General features: G+C 71.7%; 18 protein-coding genes and 1 pseudogene. 7 read left to right on the top strand and 12 right to left on the bottom strand.

The window, feature by feature from the left end:
* Window positions 1-22 precede the first annotated feature (22 nt).
* A complete protein-coding gene (locus DEJ19_RS07200) occupies window positions 23-1,435 on the bottom strand; it encodes an amino acid permease (RefSeq protein WP_017886540.1) in 1,413 nt (470 codons plus the stop codon).
* Window positions 1,436-1,511: 76 nt separating this feature from the next.
* On the opposite strand from DEJ19_RS07200, the gene DEJ19_RS07205 reads away from it, so the two are divergent.
* A complete protein-coding gene (locus DEJ19_RS07205; RefSeq protein WP_181441602.1) occupies window positions 1,512-2,012 on the top strand; it encodes a DUF427 domain-containing protein in 501 nt (166 codons plus the stop codon).
* Between the two features lie 93 nt (window positions 2,013-2,105).
* Here the strand turns inward: DEJ19_RS07205 and DEJ19_RS07210 are convergent, their stop codons facing one another.
* Complete coding sequence (locus DEJ19_RS07210) at window positions 2,106-2,438, bottom strand: hypothetical protein (RefSeq protein ID WP_111233944.1); 333 nt, start codon at window positions 2,436-2,438, stop codon at window positions 2,106-2,108.
* Window positions 2,439-2,528: 90 nt separating this feature from the next.
* Between DEJ19_RS07210 and DEJ19_RS07215 the strand changes: the two genes are divergently transcribed.
* The 3 genes and pseudogenes from DEJ19_RS07215 (at window position 2,529) to DEJ19_RS07225 (ending at window position 3,910) form a co-directional block, all read left to right on the top strand.
* Entirely contained in the window at window positions 2,529-2,909 is a 381-nt protein-coding gene (locus tag DEJ19_RS07215; RefSeq protein WP_111233945.1) for a DoxX family protein, read from the top strand.
* Window positions 2,876-3,379 (top strand): annotated as a pseudogene (locus DEJ19_RS07220) (DUF6264 family protein); the annotation flags it as partial. The gene DEJ19_RS07215 and the pseudogene DEJ19_RS07220, both read left to right, overlap by 34 nt.
* A gap of 96 nt (window positions 3,380-3,475) precedes the next feature.
* Window positions 3,476-3,910, top strand: a complete 435-nt coding sequence (locus tag DEJ19_RS07225; protein ID WP_111233946.1) for a hypothetical protein — start codon at window positions 3,476-3,478, stop codon at window positions 3,908-3,910.
* 4 nt (window positions 3,911-3,914) lie between these two features.
* Here DEJ19_RS07225 and DEJ19_RS07230 read toward each other — a convergent pair whose 3' ends face one another.
* Window positions 3,915-4,535 (bottom strand): hypothetical protein, encoded by a 621-nt coding sequence (locus DEJ19_RS07230; RefSeq protein WP_071404197.1) that lies wholly within the window; start codon window positions 4,533-4,535, stop codon window positions 3,915-3,917.
* A gap of 380 nt (window positions 4,536-4,915) precedes the next feature.
* Window positions 4,916-6,370: an APC family permease gene (locus DEJ19_RS07235; protein WP_071404196.1), complete on the bottom strand. Its 1,455-nt coding sequence runs from the start codon at window positions 6,368-6,370 to the stop codon at window positions 4,916-4,918.
* A gap of 97 nt (window positions 6,371-6,467) precedes the next feature.
* On the opposite strand from DEJ19_RS07235, the gene DEJ19_RS07240 reads away from it, so the two are divergent.
* The gene (locus tag DEJ19_RS07240; RefSeq protein ID WP_110865109.1) at window positions 6,468-6,896 is read left to right on the top strand and encodes a DUF6892 domain-containing protein; all 429 of its coding nucleotides are present in this window, start codon (window positions 6,468-6,470) and stop codon (window positions 6,894-6,896) included.
* 35 nt (window positions 6,897-6,931) lie between these two features.
* On the opposite strand, the gene DEJ19_RS07245 is transcribed toward DEJ19_RS07240, so the two are convergent.
* Genes DEJ19_RS07245 through DEJ19_RS07255 form a run of 3 tightly spaced genes read right to left on the bottom strand, consistent with a single transcriptional unit; the run spans window position 6,932 to window position 9,588 of the window.
* Window positions 6,932-7,543 (bottom strand): uracil-DNA glycosylase, encoded by a 612-nt coding sequence (locus DEJ19_RS07245; RefSeq protein WP_111093155.1) that lies wholly within the window; start codon window positions 7,541-7,543, stop codon window positions 6,932-6,934.
* Complete coding sequence (locus DEJ19_RS07250; RefSeq protein ID WP_111030293.1) at window positions 7,540-8,742, bottom strand: glycosyltransferase; 1,203 nt, start codon at window positions 8,740-8,742, stop codon at window positions 7,540-7,542. Before DEJ19_RS07250 ends, DEJ19_RS07245 begins: the two co-directional genes overlap by 4 nt.
* A gap of 9 nt (window positions 8,743-8,751) precedes the next feature.
* Complete coding sequence (locus tag DEJ19_RS07255) at window positions 8,752-9,588, bottom strand: DUF429 domain-containing protein (protein ID WP_111233947.1); 837 nt, start codon at window positions 9,586-9,588, stop codon at window positions 8,752-8,754.
* Between the two features lie 153 nt (window positions 9,589-9,741).
* Between DEJ19_RS07255 and ligD the strand changes: the two genes are divergently transcribed.
* Window positions 9,742-10,764, top strand: a complete 1,023-nt coding sequence (ligD, locus tag DEJ19_RS07260) for a non-homologous end-joining DNA ligase (RefSeq protein WP_111233948.1) — start codon at window positions 9,742-9,744, stop codon at window positions 10,762-10,764.
* Window positions 10,765-10,781: 17 nt separating this feature from the next.
* On the opposite strand, the gene DEJ19_RS07265 is transcribed toward ligD, so the two are convergent.
* The 3 genes from DEJ19_RS07265 to DEJ19_RS07275 form a co-directional block, all read right to left on the bottom strand.
* The gene (locus DEJ19_RS07265; protein WP_181441603.1) at window positions 10,782-10,925 is read right to left on the bottom strand and encodes a hypothetical protein; all 144 of its coding nucleotides are present in this window, start codon (window positions 10,923-10,925) and stop codon (window positions 10,782-10,784) included.
* Window positions 10,922-11,083 (bottom strand): hypothetical protein, encoded by a 162-nt coding sequence (locus DEJ19_RS07270; protein ID WP_163343780.1) that lies wholly within the window; start codon window positions 11,081-11,083, stop codon window positions 10,922-10,924. Before DEJ19_RS07270 ends, DEJ19_RS07265 begins: the two co-directional genes overlap by 4 nt.
* 143 nt (window positions 11,084-11,226) lie before the next feature.
* Complete coding sequence (locus DEJ19_RS07275) at window positions 11,227-12,270, bottom strand: ATP-dependent DNA ligase (protein ID WP_111233949.1); 1,044 nt, start codon at window positions 12,268-12,270, stop codon at window positions 11,227-11,229.
* 203 nt (window positions 12,271-12,473) lie between these two features.
* On the opposite strand from DEJ19_RS07275, the gene DEJ19_RS07280 reads away from it, so the two are divergent.
* A complete protein-coding gene (locus tag DEJ19_RS07280; RefSeq protein ID WP_181441604.1) occupies window positions 12,474-13,517 on the top strand; it encodes an MBL fold metallo-hydrolase in 1,044 nt (347 codons plus the stop codon).
* Between the two features lie 21 nt (window positions 13,518-13,538).
* Here DEJ19_RS07280 and DEJ19_RS07285 read toward each other — a convergent pair whose 3' ends face one another.
* Complete coding sequence (locus DEJ19_RS07285) at window positions 13,539-14,171, bottom strand: FMN-dependent NADH-azoreductase (protein WP_111233951.1); 633 nt, start codon at window positions 14,169-14,171, stop codon at window positions 13,539-13,541.
* 141 nt (window positions 14,172-14,312) lie between these two features.
* A complete protein-coding gene (locus DEJ19_RS07290) occupies window positions 14,313-15,923 on the bottom strand; it encodes a putative Ig domain-containing protein (RefSeq protein WP_111233952.1) in 1,611 nt (536 codons plus the stop codon).
* Window positions 15,924-15,977 lie beyond the last annotated feature (54 nt).

Consider the following 15,977-nt stretch of genomic DNA (forward strand, 5'->3'; position numbering starts at 1 on the left):
TCGGCTGCGGCGTCGGCTGTGCTCAGCGCTTCGCCGGCTCGGCCAGCTTGCTGTGCTTTCGCGAGTACCCGAAGTAGACGCCGAGCCCGATCGCGAACCAGATCGCGAACCGCACCCACGTCTCCCACTGCAGGAACGTGACGAGCCACAGCGACGCGATGACGCCGATGATCGGGATGACCGGCATGAACGGCAACCGGAACTGGCGGTCCAGGTCGGGCTGCCGGTAGCGCAGCACCACCACGGCCGAGCACACCACCACGAACGCGAGCAGGATGCCGATGTTCGTGAGCTCGGCGACGACACCGATCGGCAGCACCCCGGCCAGGATCGCCGACGCGATGCCGAGGATCCACGTCACCCGGGTCGGCACGTGCCGCTTCGGGTCGGTCTTCGCGAACCACTTCGGCATCAGGCCGTCGCGGCTCATCGAGAACCAGACTCGCGAGGCACCGAGCATGAACGTCACCAGCACCGTGACGATGCCGACGATGGCACCGATCGCGATGACGTTGGCCACACCGCCGAGCCCGACCGACGCGAACGCCGACGAGAAGCCCGACGCCGGGTCGATGTCGGTGTACTTCTGCATCCCGGTGAGCACGAGGGTCGCCAGGACGTACAGCACCATCGAGATGCCGAGGGACAGCAGGATCGCCTTCGGCATGTGCTTGCGGGCGTCGGTGGACTCCTCAGCCGCGGTGGACATGGCGTCGTAGCCGAACACGGCGAAGAACACGGTCGCGGCACCGGTCATCACGCCGCCGAAGCCGAACGGGAAGTACGGGGAGTAGTTGGCGCTGTTGATGTGGAACACGCCGAGCACGACGATGAGCACGACGAGCGCCACCTTGATGCCGACGGCGACGAACTCGAACCGGGCGGCGCTGCGGATGCCGCGCGTCAGCACGAACGCGGTGAGCAGGCACAACGCGATCGCGAAGACGTCGATCACGTGCCCGTCACCGGTGCCCGGGGCGCCGAGCATCCACGCGGGCAGGTCGATGCCGAACTGGCCGACCAGGAACCCCACGTAGCCGGAGATGCCGATCGCGACCACCGCCACGATCGCCGTGTACTCGAGCAGCAGGTCCCAGCCGATGAACCACCCGACGATCTCGCCGAGCACCGCGTAGCCGTACGTGTACGCGCTGCCGGCCTTCGGGATGAGCCCGGCGAACTCGGCGTACGACAGGGCGGCGGCGGCGCTCGCGACCCCGGCGACCAGGAAGCTGATCAGCACCGCGGGCCCGGCGACGCCGTTCGCGACGGTGCCGGCGAGCGTGAAGATGCCGGCGCCGATGATGCCGCCGATGCCGATCGCGGTGAGCTGCCACAGACCGAGGTGCCGTTTCAGGCCGCCCTCGCCCCCGGCCTCGTCATCGATCGTCTCGATGGGCTTCCGTCGGAACAGGGTGCGTGTCGTCGTCGTCACCCGCCCATGGTGCACCCGGAGGCGATTGCGCGCACGCACGCGGCTGCACCGCAGGCACCGGGCGTACACCTGGAGCATGCGCCACCCGAAGAGGATCGAGCCCGGCCCCGGCCAGGAGTCCGTCTGGGACTACCCCCGCCCACCCGCCGTCGAGCGGGTCACCGCCCGCGTCGTCGTCCGTCTGGGCGGCACGGTCGTCGCCGACACGACCGACGCCGTCCGCGTGCTCGAGACCTCGCACCCGCCGGTCTACTACCTGCCGATGGCCGACCTGGCCGAGGGCGCGCTCGTCGGGGCACCCGGCTCGAGCATGTGCGAGTTCAAGGGCCTGGCGCGCTACTTCGACGTCGTCGGCGGTGACGGGACCGTCGCGAGCCGTGCCGCCTGGAACTACCCGACGCCCGTGCCCGGCTACGAGTCGCTGCGGGAACGTGTCGCGATCTACCCGTCGGCGATGGACTCGTGCGAGGTCGGCGGCGAACGGGTCCAGGCGCAGGACGGCGACTTCTACGGCGGCTGGATCACGGCGGACATCGTCGGACCGTTCAAGGGCGCGCCCGGCACGCTCGGGTGGTGACCCGGCGCCGTCGGGCGGGGCGGCCCCGATCCGGACCGACCCGCTTCGCGCGCGACGGGGCGGACCCGACCCGGGCCTCCCGGCCGGACCGCGTCAGCGGTTGGCGTACGGCGACCAGAACGGCGGCGGGAACGCGCCCCCGGTCACGATCACGAGCACCTGCCAGACGAGCATGACGAGCCCAGCCGTCCCGATCACGATGCCGATCCACGACCACACCTGCACGGCCCGGCGACGACCGGCGATCCGGATCGCCCGCCAGCCACTGAGCACGCAGACCAGCCCGAACACCGCACCGAGCAGCACGTGCTGCACGGTCGACTGCGCGGGCACGATGATGCCGAGGTAGAACGCGACCGGTCCGAGCGCCACCGCGAAGGTCGCCGGGGCTGCCGGCGGTTCGTGGTCTCGAGCGACTGCTCCCATGGACCGCATGTTAGCGAGTGAACCTCGCTTCGAACACGTCCGAGTCGCGCAGCGCGGGCACCCGGTCGCGGGAACGGGCACCATGGAGGCATGCGTTCCTTCTTCCGCGTCCTGCTCGGCCTGGCCCTCGTCGTCGCGGGCACGAGTCACCTCACCTTCGCGCGCAAGGAGTTCACGGCGCAGGTGCCCGACTTCGTCCCCCTGGACGACGACACGACGGTGCTCGCATCGGGGGTCGCGGAGATCACGCTCGGCTCGGCCCTGGTGCTCGCCCCGAAGCCGACCCGCCGCTTCGTCGGCTCGGTCGCGGCCCTGTTCTTCACGGTGATCTTCCCCGGCAACCTGTCGCAGTGGGTCAACCGGCGCGACGCCTTCGGCCTGGACAGCGACGAGAAGCGCTTCGTCCGCCTGTTCGGTCAGCCCGTCCTCATCGCGCTCGCCCTCTGGTCGACGCGCGGCCGGCGCTCCTGATGGGCGCGCCCGCGCGGCAGAGCGGCCCGGCCCCAGGGACGGGTCCCGGGACGGGTCCTGCGTCGGGTCCGGATCCGCTCGGGTCCGGTCCGGCGCGCTTCGGTCGGGAGGCCCGGCACCCCCTGGCAGGACGCGCTCGCGTCGCGGACGTGGTCGCGTCCACCGCGCTACTCGTCGTGCTCACGGTCGGTGCGTTGGCAGCGGGGTGGGGGATCAGACTGATGTCGCTGGCGTTCGTGTCGTGCGCGGCGCCGGGGAACACCTGCAACGAGACGCTGGGGGACTCGGTCGTCGTCGTCGGACCGATCATCGTGGCGGCGGTGCTGGTCGCCACCATCGCCGTCTGCGTGCTGCGGCTCGTACGGCGTCGGCTGACCTGGCCGGTGGTGCTCGTCGGCATGGCGGCGATCGTCGCGGTGTTCTTCGCCTCGCTGCTGCTCGTCGACAGCTCGGTCACGCATGGCATCTGAGGGACTCTTCCTCCACAGGCTGGGTTCGTGGAGCGGCTCTCCACAGAACCCGGACCGCGCCTCGGGCGGTGGCTTCCGGTTCGCCACGCTGGAGCCATGCCTGACACCGAGATGCTCGACCGCCTGATCCGTGAACCCGTCCGCACCGACGACGACGTCGTCCGACTCGTCGAAGCCGTCGTCGAACGGCCGCTGCGCCGGCAGTGCTGGGTGCTGTTCCTCGACGACCGCGGGATGTCGATCCCGTTCCTGTTGCCGATCGCCGACCTGCCGTACTCCCCGGACGAACACGTCGACGACTTCGCGGCCCTGGTCGCCGACATCGTGGCGCAGCTCGGGGCCGTCGACGTCGTGCTCGTGTGGGAACGCCCCGACGCCGAGCGGCTCTACCCGGTGGACTGGGAGTGGGTCGATGCCTGCGCCTGTGCCCTCGACGAGCAGTCGGTCCGGCTCCGCGCCCAGGTCGTCGTGCACTCCGGGGGAGCCGCGATCGTCGAGTTCGACGAGGAGACGCAGGCGGTGGCCTCGTGAGCGATCAGCCCTGGGGAGCGGCGTCCGGCACGTCCTGGCCGGTGAGCTCCTCGACGATCGCCTTCGCCTGCGGCCACGACTTCGCGTAGTGGTCCGGATCGGAGTTGATCTGCACCGCGTGCGCCATCTGCGTCGGGCTCATCGTCTTCCAGCCGGGGACCTTCACGAGCTTCGTGTAGAACATCGTCGCGGCCGTGTACGGGTCCATCCGCTGCTCGTACGTGCCCCAGGCGCCGTTGTCGCGCTGCTGGAACAGGCCGCGGCTGTCCGGGCCCGCGGCGTCGCCGTGGTCCAGGTTCACCAGGCTCGACTCGCCGATCGCGGTCATCACCCCGACGGCCTGCGTGTGGGGGCCGATGCCGAGCGCCTGGGCGGCTTCGATCACGTGTGCGGCGTTCACCAGGCGGTCCTGGCAGAAACCACCGACGGGGCCGGCCGGCACGACCATCCCGCCGATCGTCTTCGAGGCGACGGCCGGGCACGCGGGCGTCGGGGTGGCGGCGCTCGACTTCGCGATGCCGGCGAGCGAGTTGACCGCGATCACCACGAGGACGACCACGCCGATGCCGACCGCCACGATCCCGGCGCCGAACACCGAGGCGAGGGTGATGCCGACACGGCGCATGACGGGACCTCTCGAGGGGCTGGGCGGGTGCTGGGCGGGCGGAGCGGGAAGAGCAGCACGAGCGTACGGGCGCCTCCTGGGAAGCCTGCGGCGGCCCGCCGTGATCGCCCGTTCGGGGGTTCGGCGTTCGGCGTTCGGCGTTCGGGGTTCGCCGCGGGTTGCTCGCCGCGGGGAAGGTGCCTCCCCGGCAACGAGTGACGGTTCTGGTTCACGAAGCGGGGGCTTCGCGAACCAGAACCGTCACGGGTCACTCGTGCGCGGCGGTCACCGGTCGCGTCGGTCGGCCCGTCGACCCCGACGCAGGCGCCAGCCTCCGGCGGACAGCGACAGCGCGGCGATCACCGCGATGACGACGGTCCAGATGACACTGGTCGCGTCCATCAGACGTCGCGGTGGTCGTGCGGCGGGCGCTGCACCTTCGTCGGCTCCGTCACGAGTCCGGTCGGGGCCTTCTCGGCCTGCTTCCGTCCGTGGGTGAACCAGGTCAGGATCCAGAGCAGCACGCCCAGGGCCAGCAGCGCGCCGGCGATCTGGTACTGCTGCGGGTCACGACCGGACGAGAACGGCAGGACGAGCCAGAGGCACGTGATGATGCCGATGACCGGGATGATGACGCCCGCGCGGAAGTGCTTGTGGTCGACCTTGTCGCGGCGCAGCACGAGCACGGTCACGTTGACGACGGCGAACACCGTCAGCAGCAACAGCGAAGTGGTGCCACCGAGGACGACGACGATGGGGGAGTCGGGGTCGAGCGAGACCCACCCGATCAGCAGCAGCGAGATGAGCGTGGTGAAGACGATCGCGGTCGACGGGGTGCGACGGGCGGGGGAGATGCGGGACAGGAAGCCCGGCAGCACGCCCTGCTTGCTCATGCCGTAGAGCAGGCGCGACGCCATCATCATGTTGATCAGGGCGGTGTTGGCGACGGCGAACATCGAGATGAAGGGCAGCAGGTCGGCGATCGGGAAGTCCGGCGCGGCGGTCTGCACGACAGTGACGAGCGGGGTCTCGTTGCCGGCGAGCTCTCCGATCGGCACCACGGCCACGGCGCAGATGGACACGAGGACGTAGATCACGGCGGTGATGCCGAGGCCGGTGAGCATGATCTTCGGGAAGATGCGCGAGGGGTCCTTGGTCTCCTCGGCCATGTTGACCGAGTCCTCGAACCCGACCATCGCGAAGAACGCCAGCGACGTCGCGGTGCTGATCGACAGCAGCAGGGACTTGTCCTCCGGCGTCTCGAACATCACGACCCGCGAGAAGTCCGCGTTGCCGCCCGCGATCGCCCAGAACCCGATCAGGATCACCATGACGAGACCGGACAGCTCGACCAGCGTCAGCACGACGTTCGTCTTGACGCTCTCGCTCACCCCGCGGAAGTTGATGAACATCACCGCGAGCATGAAGCCCATCGCGATGAGCATCACCACGCCGTTCGGCAGCTCGATGCCGAACCCGGCGCCGAGGTTCGCCGCGAACGCCCGCGATGCCGTCGACGCCGACGTGATCCCGGAACACATCACGATGAACGTCACGATGAAGGTGACGAAGTGGATGCCGAACGCCTTGTGCACGTAGAGGGCGGCACCGGCGGTCTGGGGGTACTTCGTCACGAGTTCGAGGTACGAGAAGGCCGTCAGCAGCGCGACCGCGAACGCGATGAGGAAGGGGAGCCACGCTGCCCCGCCGACCTCGGCCGCGACCTGGCCGGTGAGCGCGTAGACACCCGTGCCGAGGATGTCGCCGACGATGAAGAGCAGCAGGAGCTTGGGACCGATGACCCGGCGGAGCTCGTGCTGCTCCTGCTGTGGGCGGTCCGTCTTGGTGGTGGCCATGCGTCACCCTTGCGCGCGGAATGCCTTTCTGTCCAGTCCCACAGGAAGGTTTCTCGCGATCGCAACACGGTCGCTCGGCGACGGATACGCTCCGGCCATGGACCAGCAGTCGAACACCACCGAGGAGCCCATCGAGTTCGCGGACTTCAACGCGAAGCTCCTGGTGCTCGACGTCCTCTGCTACGACCTCGACGTCCTGGACCCCTACGACCCGGACGCCGAGGACGAGACCGACGAGGACCTCGACGTCGACGGGCAGGACGACCGGGCGCGCGAGTACTACGACGACCTCGACCTGCTGCCGTCGCACCTGTCGCTCGTCACCGAGATCACCGTGGACTCCGACCTCGAGGTCCTGCAGGACGTCCACCCCGGCTGGGACGGCTCGGACGACCGCTTCGACCCGCAGAACTGGGACGACCTGCTCGACCTGCCGGAACTCCGCACCGTGTACGCCGCCGCACCACTGCCCGCCCACGTCGCCGAGCGGCTCGCGGCCAAGGGCGTCGAGGTCCGATCCGCCTGAGCGGGACGGACCGGGCGGACCGGGCGGACCGACGGCTAGCGGTCCAGCGCTCGCAGCTGTTCGGTGAACTGCTTCGCGCCGCCCTGCGCCGGGTGCCGCACTGCGGTCGCCTCGATGCCCGCCAGGGCGAGTGCTCCCTGCGCCTTCCGACCGACGGCGACCACCCGGACCCGGTCCACGCCGCCGAGGGCCTCCAGCAGCGCGAGGGCGACGGGCGCTCCCGAGCGGACCTCGGCGGGCCGCGGCGTCCGGTTCGTCAGCCGGTCCGGTGCCACGAAGGGGTGGTGCGGGAAGATCGCCCATGCCACCGGGAGCGCACCGCGCCAGCCCTCCAGCGCGGCGTGCACGACGCGCGACGAGGCCTCCCACGGTGCCGTCGGCTCCGGTGGGACGCCGTACTCGGGTCCGAGCTCGCGCATGCTCGTGAACGGCACACCCGTGTTCGTCATGCCGCGCCACCCCGGTGCCTCGGCCACGAGCAACGTGTCAGCCCCCGGCCCGGACTGCTCCAGGTACCGCGTCAGGTTCGCTCGCCGGAGTCGTCCCTCGGGCGATCCGACGTCGTAGAGCGCCTCGGCGTCAGACTCGACGGGCACGGCGTCGAGCGCCGCCCAGAACGCGGCGAACCGGCCGCCCGTCCCGCTCACGAGCGCCCGAGCACCCGGCGGTAGACGTCCTCGAGTCCCGCGGCCGACCGCTCCCAGCTCAGGCGCTCCGCGTGCTCCCGCCCGGCAGCGGCGAGCCCGGCGGCGTACGGCGCATCCGTCAGGATCCGCTCGATCTCGGCCGCCCACTCCTGCGGGTCACGGGACTCGAGCACGACGCCCGTCTCCCCGTCGACCACGGCCTCACGCAGGCCCCCGGCAGCGGCGGCCACGACCGGCACCCCGGAAGCGGAGCCCTCGAGCGCGACGAGCCCGTACGTCTCGGAGTGTGACGGCACGAGCACGGCTGCCGCGCCACGGAACAGGAACGCCAGGTCGGCACGCGACTGCGGCCCGATGAAGGTGACGTGGTCGGCGATGCCCCGCGCGTCGGCGAGCCGACGCAGTTCGTCCACGTAGTCGCCCGCCTCACTCGAGACGTCGCCCGCGATGACCAAGGTGGGGCGGGCCTCCAGGCTGATGTCAGCGATCGCCTCGATCGCCAGGTCCAGGCCCTTGAGGGGTTGCACGCGCGCCGCCGCGACGACGTAGGGGGTGGCGGCGCGGCGCGCACCGACGGCGGCGGGGCGGAAGACGGAGCCGTCGACCCCCGGCGGCACGATCCAGATGCGGGCGTCGTCGCCGCCGAGCCGGGTGCGCACGGTCGAGGCCTCTGCCTCGGACACCACGACGACGGCGTCAGACTCGCGGGCGAGCAGTTCCTCGCCGGCGATGCGGCCCGCCGACTCGGGACGTTCGCCCTCGGACAGCGGTGTGGCCGGGTCGGCGGCGATTGAGTGGAACGACTGCACGTGGGGGATGCCGCGCTCGCGGGCGACGGGCAGCGCGGCCGCGCCGGAGAACCAGTGGTGCGAGTGCAGGACGTCGAACGGCCCGAGCTGCTCCAGCTCGTGGCGGAACGGTTCGATGAACGCGTCGTGCTCGCCCTTCGGCACCGGCTCGGCCGGCCCCGCGGACAGGAACCGCAGGCACACGCCCGGCACGAGCGACACCGAGTCCGGCTGCGTCGGGGCGGACCGGCGCGTGATGATGTCCACGTGGTGGCCCAGGTCGGCCAGCGCCTCGGCCTGGTGCCGGACGACGACGTTCATGCCGCCGACCTCGCCCGAACCGGGTTCGTCGCCGGGGGAGGTGTGCAGCGACACCAGCCCGATGTGCAGGGGTTCGGTCGTCGTGCTCACCGCTCAACCCTAGCCGCGCGGCCTCCGCTGCGACGGGCGCGCGGGCGCCACCACGACGGGCCGGCGGCCCGCCTCGTCCAGCGGGTCGGTGGGGAGGGCTGGATCACCTCCTAGGATCTGCACGCGCTGGTCGCCGTGTCGCTCCCAGAACGCCGCCGTCCACGCGCACAGGGCACCGTCGAGCAGGTCCTCGCGGTGCTTGTGGGTCGGACCGTGCAGCACCGACGGGTCGGCGAGCCGCCGCGTCAGCGGGTGCGAGTCGAGCAGCAGCGGCGGGTCGAGCGGGGTCTCGCGCAGCCGCAGCACCAGCTCGTCGAAGGCCTCGGCGCGACGGGCACGAGCCTCGGCGGCAGGGATCCGGAGGTCGAGCCGCTTGTACCGGGGTCGTTCCACGTCGTACCCGAGCTCCTCCACGCCGACCAGCGTCGTGTACGGGTAGCACTCGAACATCGCCGGACCGGTGCGTCGGCGCATCGAGTCCGTGTCGGAGACGTACCCCACGCCCAGCGCGGTCAGCCGGTCGAGCAGCGCTGCGCCGGCGCTCGCCGCCGATGCCTGGTTCGTCGGGTTCGCCGCGACCTTCCACCGGCCGTACCGCTGCCCGACCTGCCGCTCGGACTCGCGGATGCCCGTCGGGTTCGTCACGACGAGCGAGGCGTCCACGGCGATCAGGGATCGTGGCCCGAGGTGCTCGGCGATCCAGTCGGTGACGGCGTCGACCCCGCGGGCCCACCCGGCGTCGGTGAGCGTGCCGTCGTGGTCCATCGCGACCAGCCCGGTCTCGTTCGCGGCCTTCCGCTCGGAGCCGAGCCCCCACGCCAGGTCGATGCCGAGGTACGCGTTCACCCGCCCATCCTGCCGACCCTGGCCGCAAGACACCGGTGTCCGCGCGCTGAACACCGGCGTGCGCGTGTTCGACCAGGGAACACCGGTGTCTTGCGGGAGCAAGAGCGGTCCCGGCTGCGGGCGGGCGGCCGGCACGCGTGTACGGTCCGCTGCATGGCGAGCGAAGCGACGACGGTGCGGGTGCCCGGGCCCGACGGTGACCGCGAGGTCCGGATCAGCAGCCCCTCGCGGGTGCTCTGGCCCGAGGCGGGCATCACGAAGCTCGACCTCGCGGAGTACCTCGTCACGGTGGGCGACGCCTTCGTCCGGGCGAACGGCGACCGGCCGATCTCGCTGCAGCGGTTCCCCGGCGGCGTCGACGGCGAGCAGTTCTTCTCGAAGAACCCGCCGAAGGGAGCCCCCGACTACGTCCGCTCGGTGACGGTGACCTACCCGAGTGCCCGGTCGCACCCGCAGCTCGTGATCGACGAGCCGGCCGTGGCGGTGTGGGCCGCACAGATGAACACGGTGGTGTTCCACCCGTGGGCTTCTCGTGCCGAGGACAGCGACCACCCGGACCAGCTCCGCATCGACCTCGACCCGCAGCCCGGGACCGATTTCGGCGACACCGTGCCGGTGGCCGAGGAGCTGCGGAAGGTCCTCGACGAGGTCGGCCTGACCACCTGGATCAAGACGAGCGGCAACCGCGGCCTGCACGTGTTCGCGCCGATCCGCCCCGAGCACGAGTTCCTCGAGGTCCGGCACGCGGTGATCGCTGCGGCGCGCGAGCTCGAACGCCGGATGCCCGACCGGGTCACGACGGCGTGGTGGAAGGAAGAGCGAGGACAGCGGATCTTCGTCGACTTCAACCAGGCGAACCGCGACCGCACGATGGCCGGTGCCTACAGTCCCCGAGCTCTCGCACACGCCTCGGTGTCCACGCCGATCACCTGGGACGAACTGCGCACCGCGGACCCGACGACCTTCACGATCCGCACGGTGCCGGAGCGGCTGCGGACCACGGGCGACCCGTGGGAGTCGATGGGGGAGCAGCCGGGCAGCATCGCTCCGCTGCTCGAGTGGTGGGAGCGGGACCTGGCGAACGGCGAGGGTGAGCTGCCGTTCCCGCCGGACTTCCCGAAGATGCCGGGGGAGCCGCCGCGCGTGCAGCCCTCGCGGGCGAAGAAGCCGAGCTGAGGCCCAGCGGCCGAACGTCAGGCTGCGGAGGAGACGTCCCGCTGGCGGTCCGGGTCCTCGACGCGGGTGGTGTGCGTCGGCAGCCCGACGCTCGCGGTGTGCAAGCGGGTGAGCCGCGACCAGGTGCCGCGGTGCACGTCGGTGATGCCGTCGACGATCACGAGCCGAGTCCGACCGTGACGAGTGCGAGCGCCGTGGCGGTCACGCCGGCGATGGCGCTGATGACCGCGCTGAGCTGCAGGACGCGCTGGCGCCGTGCCTCTCGGACTTCTGTGAAGGGGCTCCGCCGAGGGTGGCGGACAAGCGTGCTGGTGCTCATGTCGATCCGCTCCGATCCGGGCATCCAGACTGGACGCCTCGTGCTGCTGAGATCATCCTGGCACGGCTTCGCTAGTTCGGCTAACTACTTTTCCCCGAACGTGACAGAACAGCGACAAACGGACACCGCAGTGCGTTCCGTCGTCAGGACAGCACGTCGTTCAGGTCGTACGCACTCGGCACCTCGAGCTGCTCGAACCCGCACGACGTCGCGTCGCGGTCGGGCCGCCACCGCTCGAACTGCACGGTGTGCCGGAACCGGTCGGCCTCCATCTGGTCGTACCGGACCTCGAGCACCAGCTCTGGCGCCAGCCGGACGAACGACGTGTCGCGACCCGACGAGAACCGCGACCGTTCCCCGTCACCGGTGACGGGCCTCCCGTCCGCATCGCGGAGCACGACGGGCTCGAGCTCGTCGATCAACGCGGCCCGGCGCTTGTCGGAGAAGGCGGAGACGCCGCCGACCTGGCGGAGCTCGCCGTCCGCGTCGTACAGCCCGACGAGCAGCGACCCGACGCCGGAGCCGCTCTTGTGCACGCGGTAGCCGATGGCGACGACGTCGGCGGTGCGGTGGTGCTTGATCTTGAGCATCGAGCGCTTGTTCGGTTCGTACGGCCGCGCTCGGGGCTTCGCGACGACGCCGTCGAGCCCGGCGCCCTCGAACGTGGTGAGCCACTCGCGCGCCTGCTCGACGTCGAGGGTGGTGCGGGTGACGAAGAGCGGGTCGGTCATCGCGTCGCCGAGCTGCTCCAGGCGCTCGCGGCGCTCGTCGAAGGGGCGGTCCACCAGCTCCTCGCCGTCCACCGCCAGCAGGTCGAAGGCCACGAACTGCGCCGGCGTCTCGGCGCTGAGCTTGGCGATCCGTGAGGCCGCCGGGTGGATGCGCTGCGACAGGGCATCCCAGTCGAGGCGCTCGGCACCAGGCTCGCCGGAACGCAGGATCACCTCGCCGTCCAGGACGACCGGGTGGTCGCGCCCGCCGAACTGCGCGCGGAACGCCTCGACGAGCTCGGGGAAGTACCGGGTGAGCGGCTTGGCGCCGCGGCTCCCGATCTCGACGTCGTCACCGTCGATGGTCACGATGCCGCGGAAGCCGTCCCACTTCGGTTCGTACCGCAGCCCGCCCTTCGTGCTGTCCGGGTCGGGGACGGTGGCGACGGCCTTGGCGAGCATCGGTGCGATCTCCATGGGTCCTGTCTACTCGCGAGCGTCGCGGGGGCTGTCGGCGCGGCCTGCGCCGTCTGCCTGGAGGCCCGTGCTCCGCCCGGCACGTGCGTTCGGTGAGCAGAAATGGTCGGGTCCAGTGCCCGCACCCGACCATTTCTGCTCACGATGCGTCGGGACCAGGGCCGTCGCCGGGCAGGTCGGCCAGCGTCGGTAGGGTGGCCGGCGTGACGACCGTGCCCCCGCCGGCAGCGCCGGCCCCGGAACCGATCAGCCCCGTGCAGGCCGCCGCGCTCCGCGACGGCGTCCTGCCACCCGTCGAGCAGGTCCGGCCGGGCATCTGGACCCTCGCGGTGCCGTTCCGGTTCGGGGTGCCCGACGCGACCCTCGTGTACGTCGTCGAGGGGTCGGACGGCTCGCTCGCGGTGATCGACCCCGGGTGGTCGGCCGACGGCGGGCTCGCCGAGCTGCGGGACGGGCTCGCCGCGATCGGACGGACCCTGGACGACGTGTCGCTCGTGGCCGTGACGCACCTGCACGCCGACCACCTGGGTGCCGCGGCGGCCATCCGACGGGCGACGGGTGCACGTGTGGCGATGCACGGCCTCGAGGTCCGTGCGCTCGAACGGGAACGCGCCGACGCCGAGCGGAACGACGCGGACATCGCGACGTGGGGGCTGCCCGAGCACCTGCAGGCCGGGGTCGTCGAGGCGTGGGGCAGCGGACGCCGGATCGGGATGGGCCGGATCGAGGCGCCGTACGCGGACGTGCTGCTCGGGGACGGCGACCTGCTGCCGATCCCCGGTCGGAAGATCCGCGCGCTGTGGACCCCGGGGCACACGAGCGGGCACGTGTGCTTCCTCGACGAGGCCGACGGCCTGCTGTTCTCCGGCGACCACGTGCTGCCGCGGATCAACTCCGGCATCGGACTCGGCGGCCGGACCAGGACGAACCCGCTCGGCGACTACCTGGCGTCCCTCGCGCGGCTCGACCCGTACGCCGACCTCGAGGTCTGCCCGGGGCACGAGTACCGGTTCCGCGACGTCGTCACCCGCGCGCAGACCCTGGCTCGGCACCGGGAGGAACGCTCGCGCCACGTCGCCGCGGCCCTCGACGCACTGGACCGTCCGACGCTGTTCGAGGTCGCCGCCCGGGTGCCCTTCAGCGGCGGGATCGAGTCGATGACCGGGTTCCTGCTCGCGAGCGCGCTGACGCAGACGGCCTTCCACGCGGAGCTGCTCGGGCGGGCCGACGAGGTGCGGCCCGCCTGACGAACGCCGCGGCCGCGCGGGTCAGCCGAGCGTCGTCGCCAGGCGCTCGATCGTCGTCTTCGCGTCGGCGAACTCCGCGCCGGCGTGGTCGGCCAGCGGTGCGAGGTCCGGCAGCCGGTCGGCCAGGGTCGCGCTGACGGTGATCGGGTACAGCTTCATGCCGAGCGCGGTGCCGAGCACGATGTGCAGGACGGGGGAGCCGTGGTCCCAGCCCTCGGTCGGGGTGCCAGCGTCGTAGGTCGCGCCGCGGCTCACCACGGTGACGACGGGTCGTCCGGCCAGGGGCTGCACGCCGCCGGTCAGGATGCCGGGGACGTGGATGCGGTCGATCCAGGCCTTCAGGGTCGACGGCACGGTGTAGTTGTACAGCGGCGCACCCACCACGACGACGTCGGCGGCCAGGAGCTCGTCGATGACCTCTTGACGAAGGGCCTCGGCCTCGGGCGCGACGGTCTCCTCGGCGGTGCGGTCGGCGGCGGCCCAGTGCAGCGCCGAGCTCTCCAGGTGGGGGAGCTGGTCGACGTGCAGGTCCCGTCGGACGACCGTGTACTCCGGGCCGCGGGCGCGCCAGGCGTCGGCGAAGGCCGCGGTCAGTGCGCGCGAGCGGGAGTGGGACAGGTCGGCCGAGGAGTCGATGTGCAGCAGCGTGGGCATGTCGCCAACGCTACCGGCGCGGACCCGGCCGGGCGCGGATGCGAAACGGCCCCGCCTGCTCCGGTGGAGGAGCAGGCGGGGCCGTCACGGGCCTCCCGTCCACCGCGCGGGCACGCGACGGACGGGAGACGTCTCAGGGTGTCAGCGCTGGGCGCGACGACGACGCGCGAAGCGGGCGCCGATGAGGCCGGCACCGGCGACGAGCAGGCCCAGGGCCCACGGCAGCGCGTCGGTGGTGTCCGAACCGGTGTAGGCGAGCTGGCCGCCGGTGTTGACCGGGGCGACCGGGGCCGCTGCCGGCGCGACCGGGGTCGGGTCGGCGATGCCGGCGACCGCGGTCGGCTGGACGTCCACGGCGAACGAGGTGGCGAAATCGCCGGCGGCGACGGTGAGGTTGTGGATCGAGGCGTGCGGGAACGTGACGCCGATGAAGCCGAACTCACCGATCTCGGGGTCGGCGGCGATGACGTCGGTCGAGACGTCCGACGTCACGGTGGGCGTGATCGACTCGTCGTCCTCGCCCAGGACCTCGTTGCCGAACCGATCGACGACCGTGCCGGTCACGATAAGCGTCCCGCCCTGCTTGATCGTGGGGCGACCGCCGTCGATCTCGGTGCCGACCTGGCCACCGTCGCCGTCGCCCTGCGTGACGACGGTGTAGACCTTGCCGTCCGGGTCGATGATCCAGGTGGTGCGCTTCTTGGTGTCGTTCTCGTCGAAGTCGAAGGCTCCGGCGCGGTCGGTCGTGTAGACGAACAAGCCGAGCGGCGCACCGGCCTCGACGTTGAGCGAAACGTACTGCGTGGTCGTCTCGGTGCCGCTGGTCGCCGTGACGGCGAAGGTCCAGTCCCACGCCTCGGTCGTGACGCCGCTGAGCTCACCGGTCGACGCGTCGAAGGTGAGGCCGTCGGGGAGCTGGTCCGCGGGGGACATCTCGTCCTCGGGGTACTCCTCCGCGTACTCGGCGTCGTCCTCGTCGAACCAGGCGAGGCTGTACTTCGGCTCCGGGAAGCCCTGCGCACGGAAGGTGTGCGAGAAGGCGTCACCGGCGGCGGTGCTCAGCTCGAGCGGGCTGTCCTGCGTGGCACCGGCCTTGGTGGGCTGGCCGTCCTCGCCGAGGAACGCCGGGGCCTGGGTCACGGCGGCGGTCGCCTCGGACTCGACCGTGGAGGTCTCGGTCGCGCCGGGCAGCGTGCCCGTGACGGCGACCGTGATGGTCTTGCGGACGTCGGTCGGGTCGACGACGTAGCTCGCGGCCTTCGACAGGACGTTGCCGTCCTGGTCGGTCCAGGAGTACTTGTACCCCGCCTCGTCGTCGAAGCCGGTGACGACGGCGACGAGTCGGGTGCCGACCTTGGCCGTGCCCTCGATGGTGATGGCGGCGTCGGCGGCCTTGGCCGTGACGTCCGGCTTCGGGGTCTCGGTCGGCTTCGGAGCCTCGGTGGCGGCCGGCGCGGTGGTCTCCGGCGCGGCGGGCTCGGTGGCCTCGGGGGTGGGCGCCGGGGCTTCCTCGGCCGGAGCCGGGGTCTCGGGCGCGGTCTCGACGGGCGGGTCCGTCGGCGTGGGCGTCTCGCTGCCCTCGGCCGGGGTCGGGGCCGGCGTCTCGGCGGCCACGATCGGCTGCGTGGTGTCGAGCGTCTCGGCGTTGGCGGCCGTCGCGGTCATGATGCCGAGGCCGGTGGTCAGGCCGACCAGGGCGACGGTGGTGCCGACGGCGCAGGCGCGACGGACGGTGGAGGTGCTGCGGTGCACGGGATCCCCCAGGGATTCGGTCCGGGCTCATCGCCCAGATCATGTGAATTTGCC

This window comes from Curtobacterium sp. MCSS17_016 (assembly GCF_003234255.2).
GTDB classification, from domain to species: domain Bacteria; phylum Actinomycetota; class Actinomycetes; order Actinomycetales; family Microbacteriaceae; genus Curtobacterium; species Curtobacterium flaccumfaciens.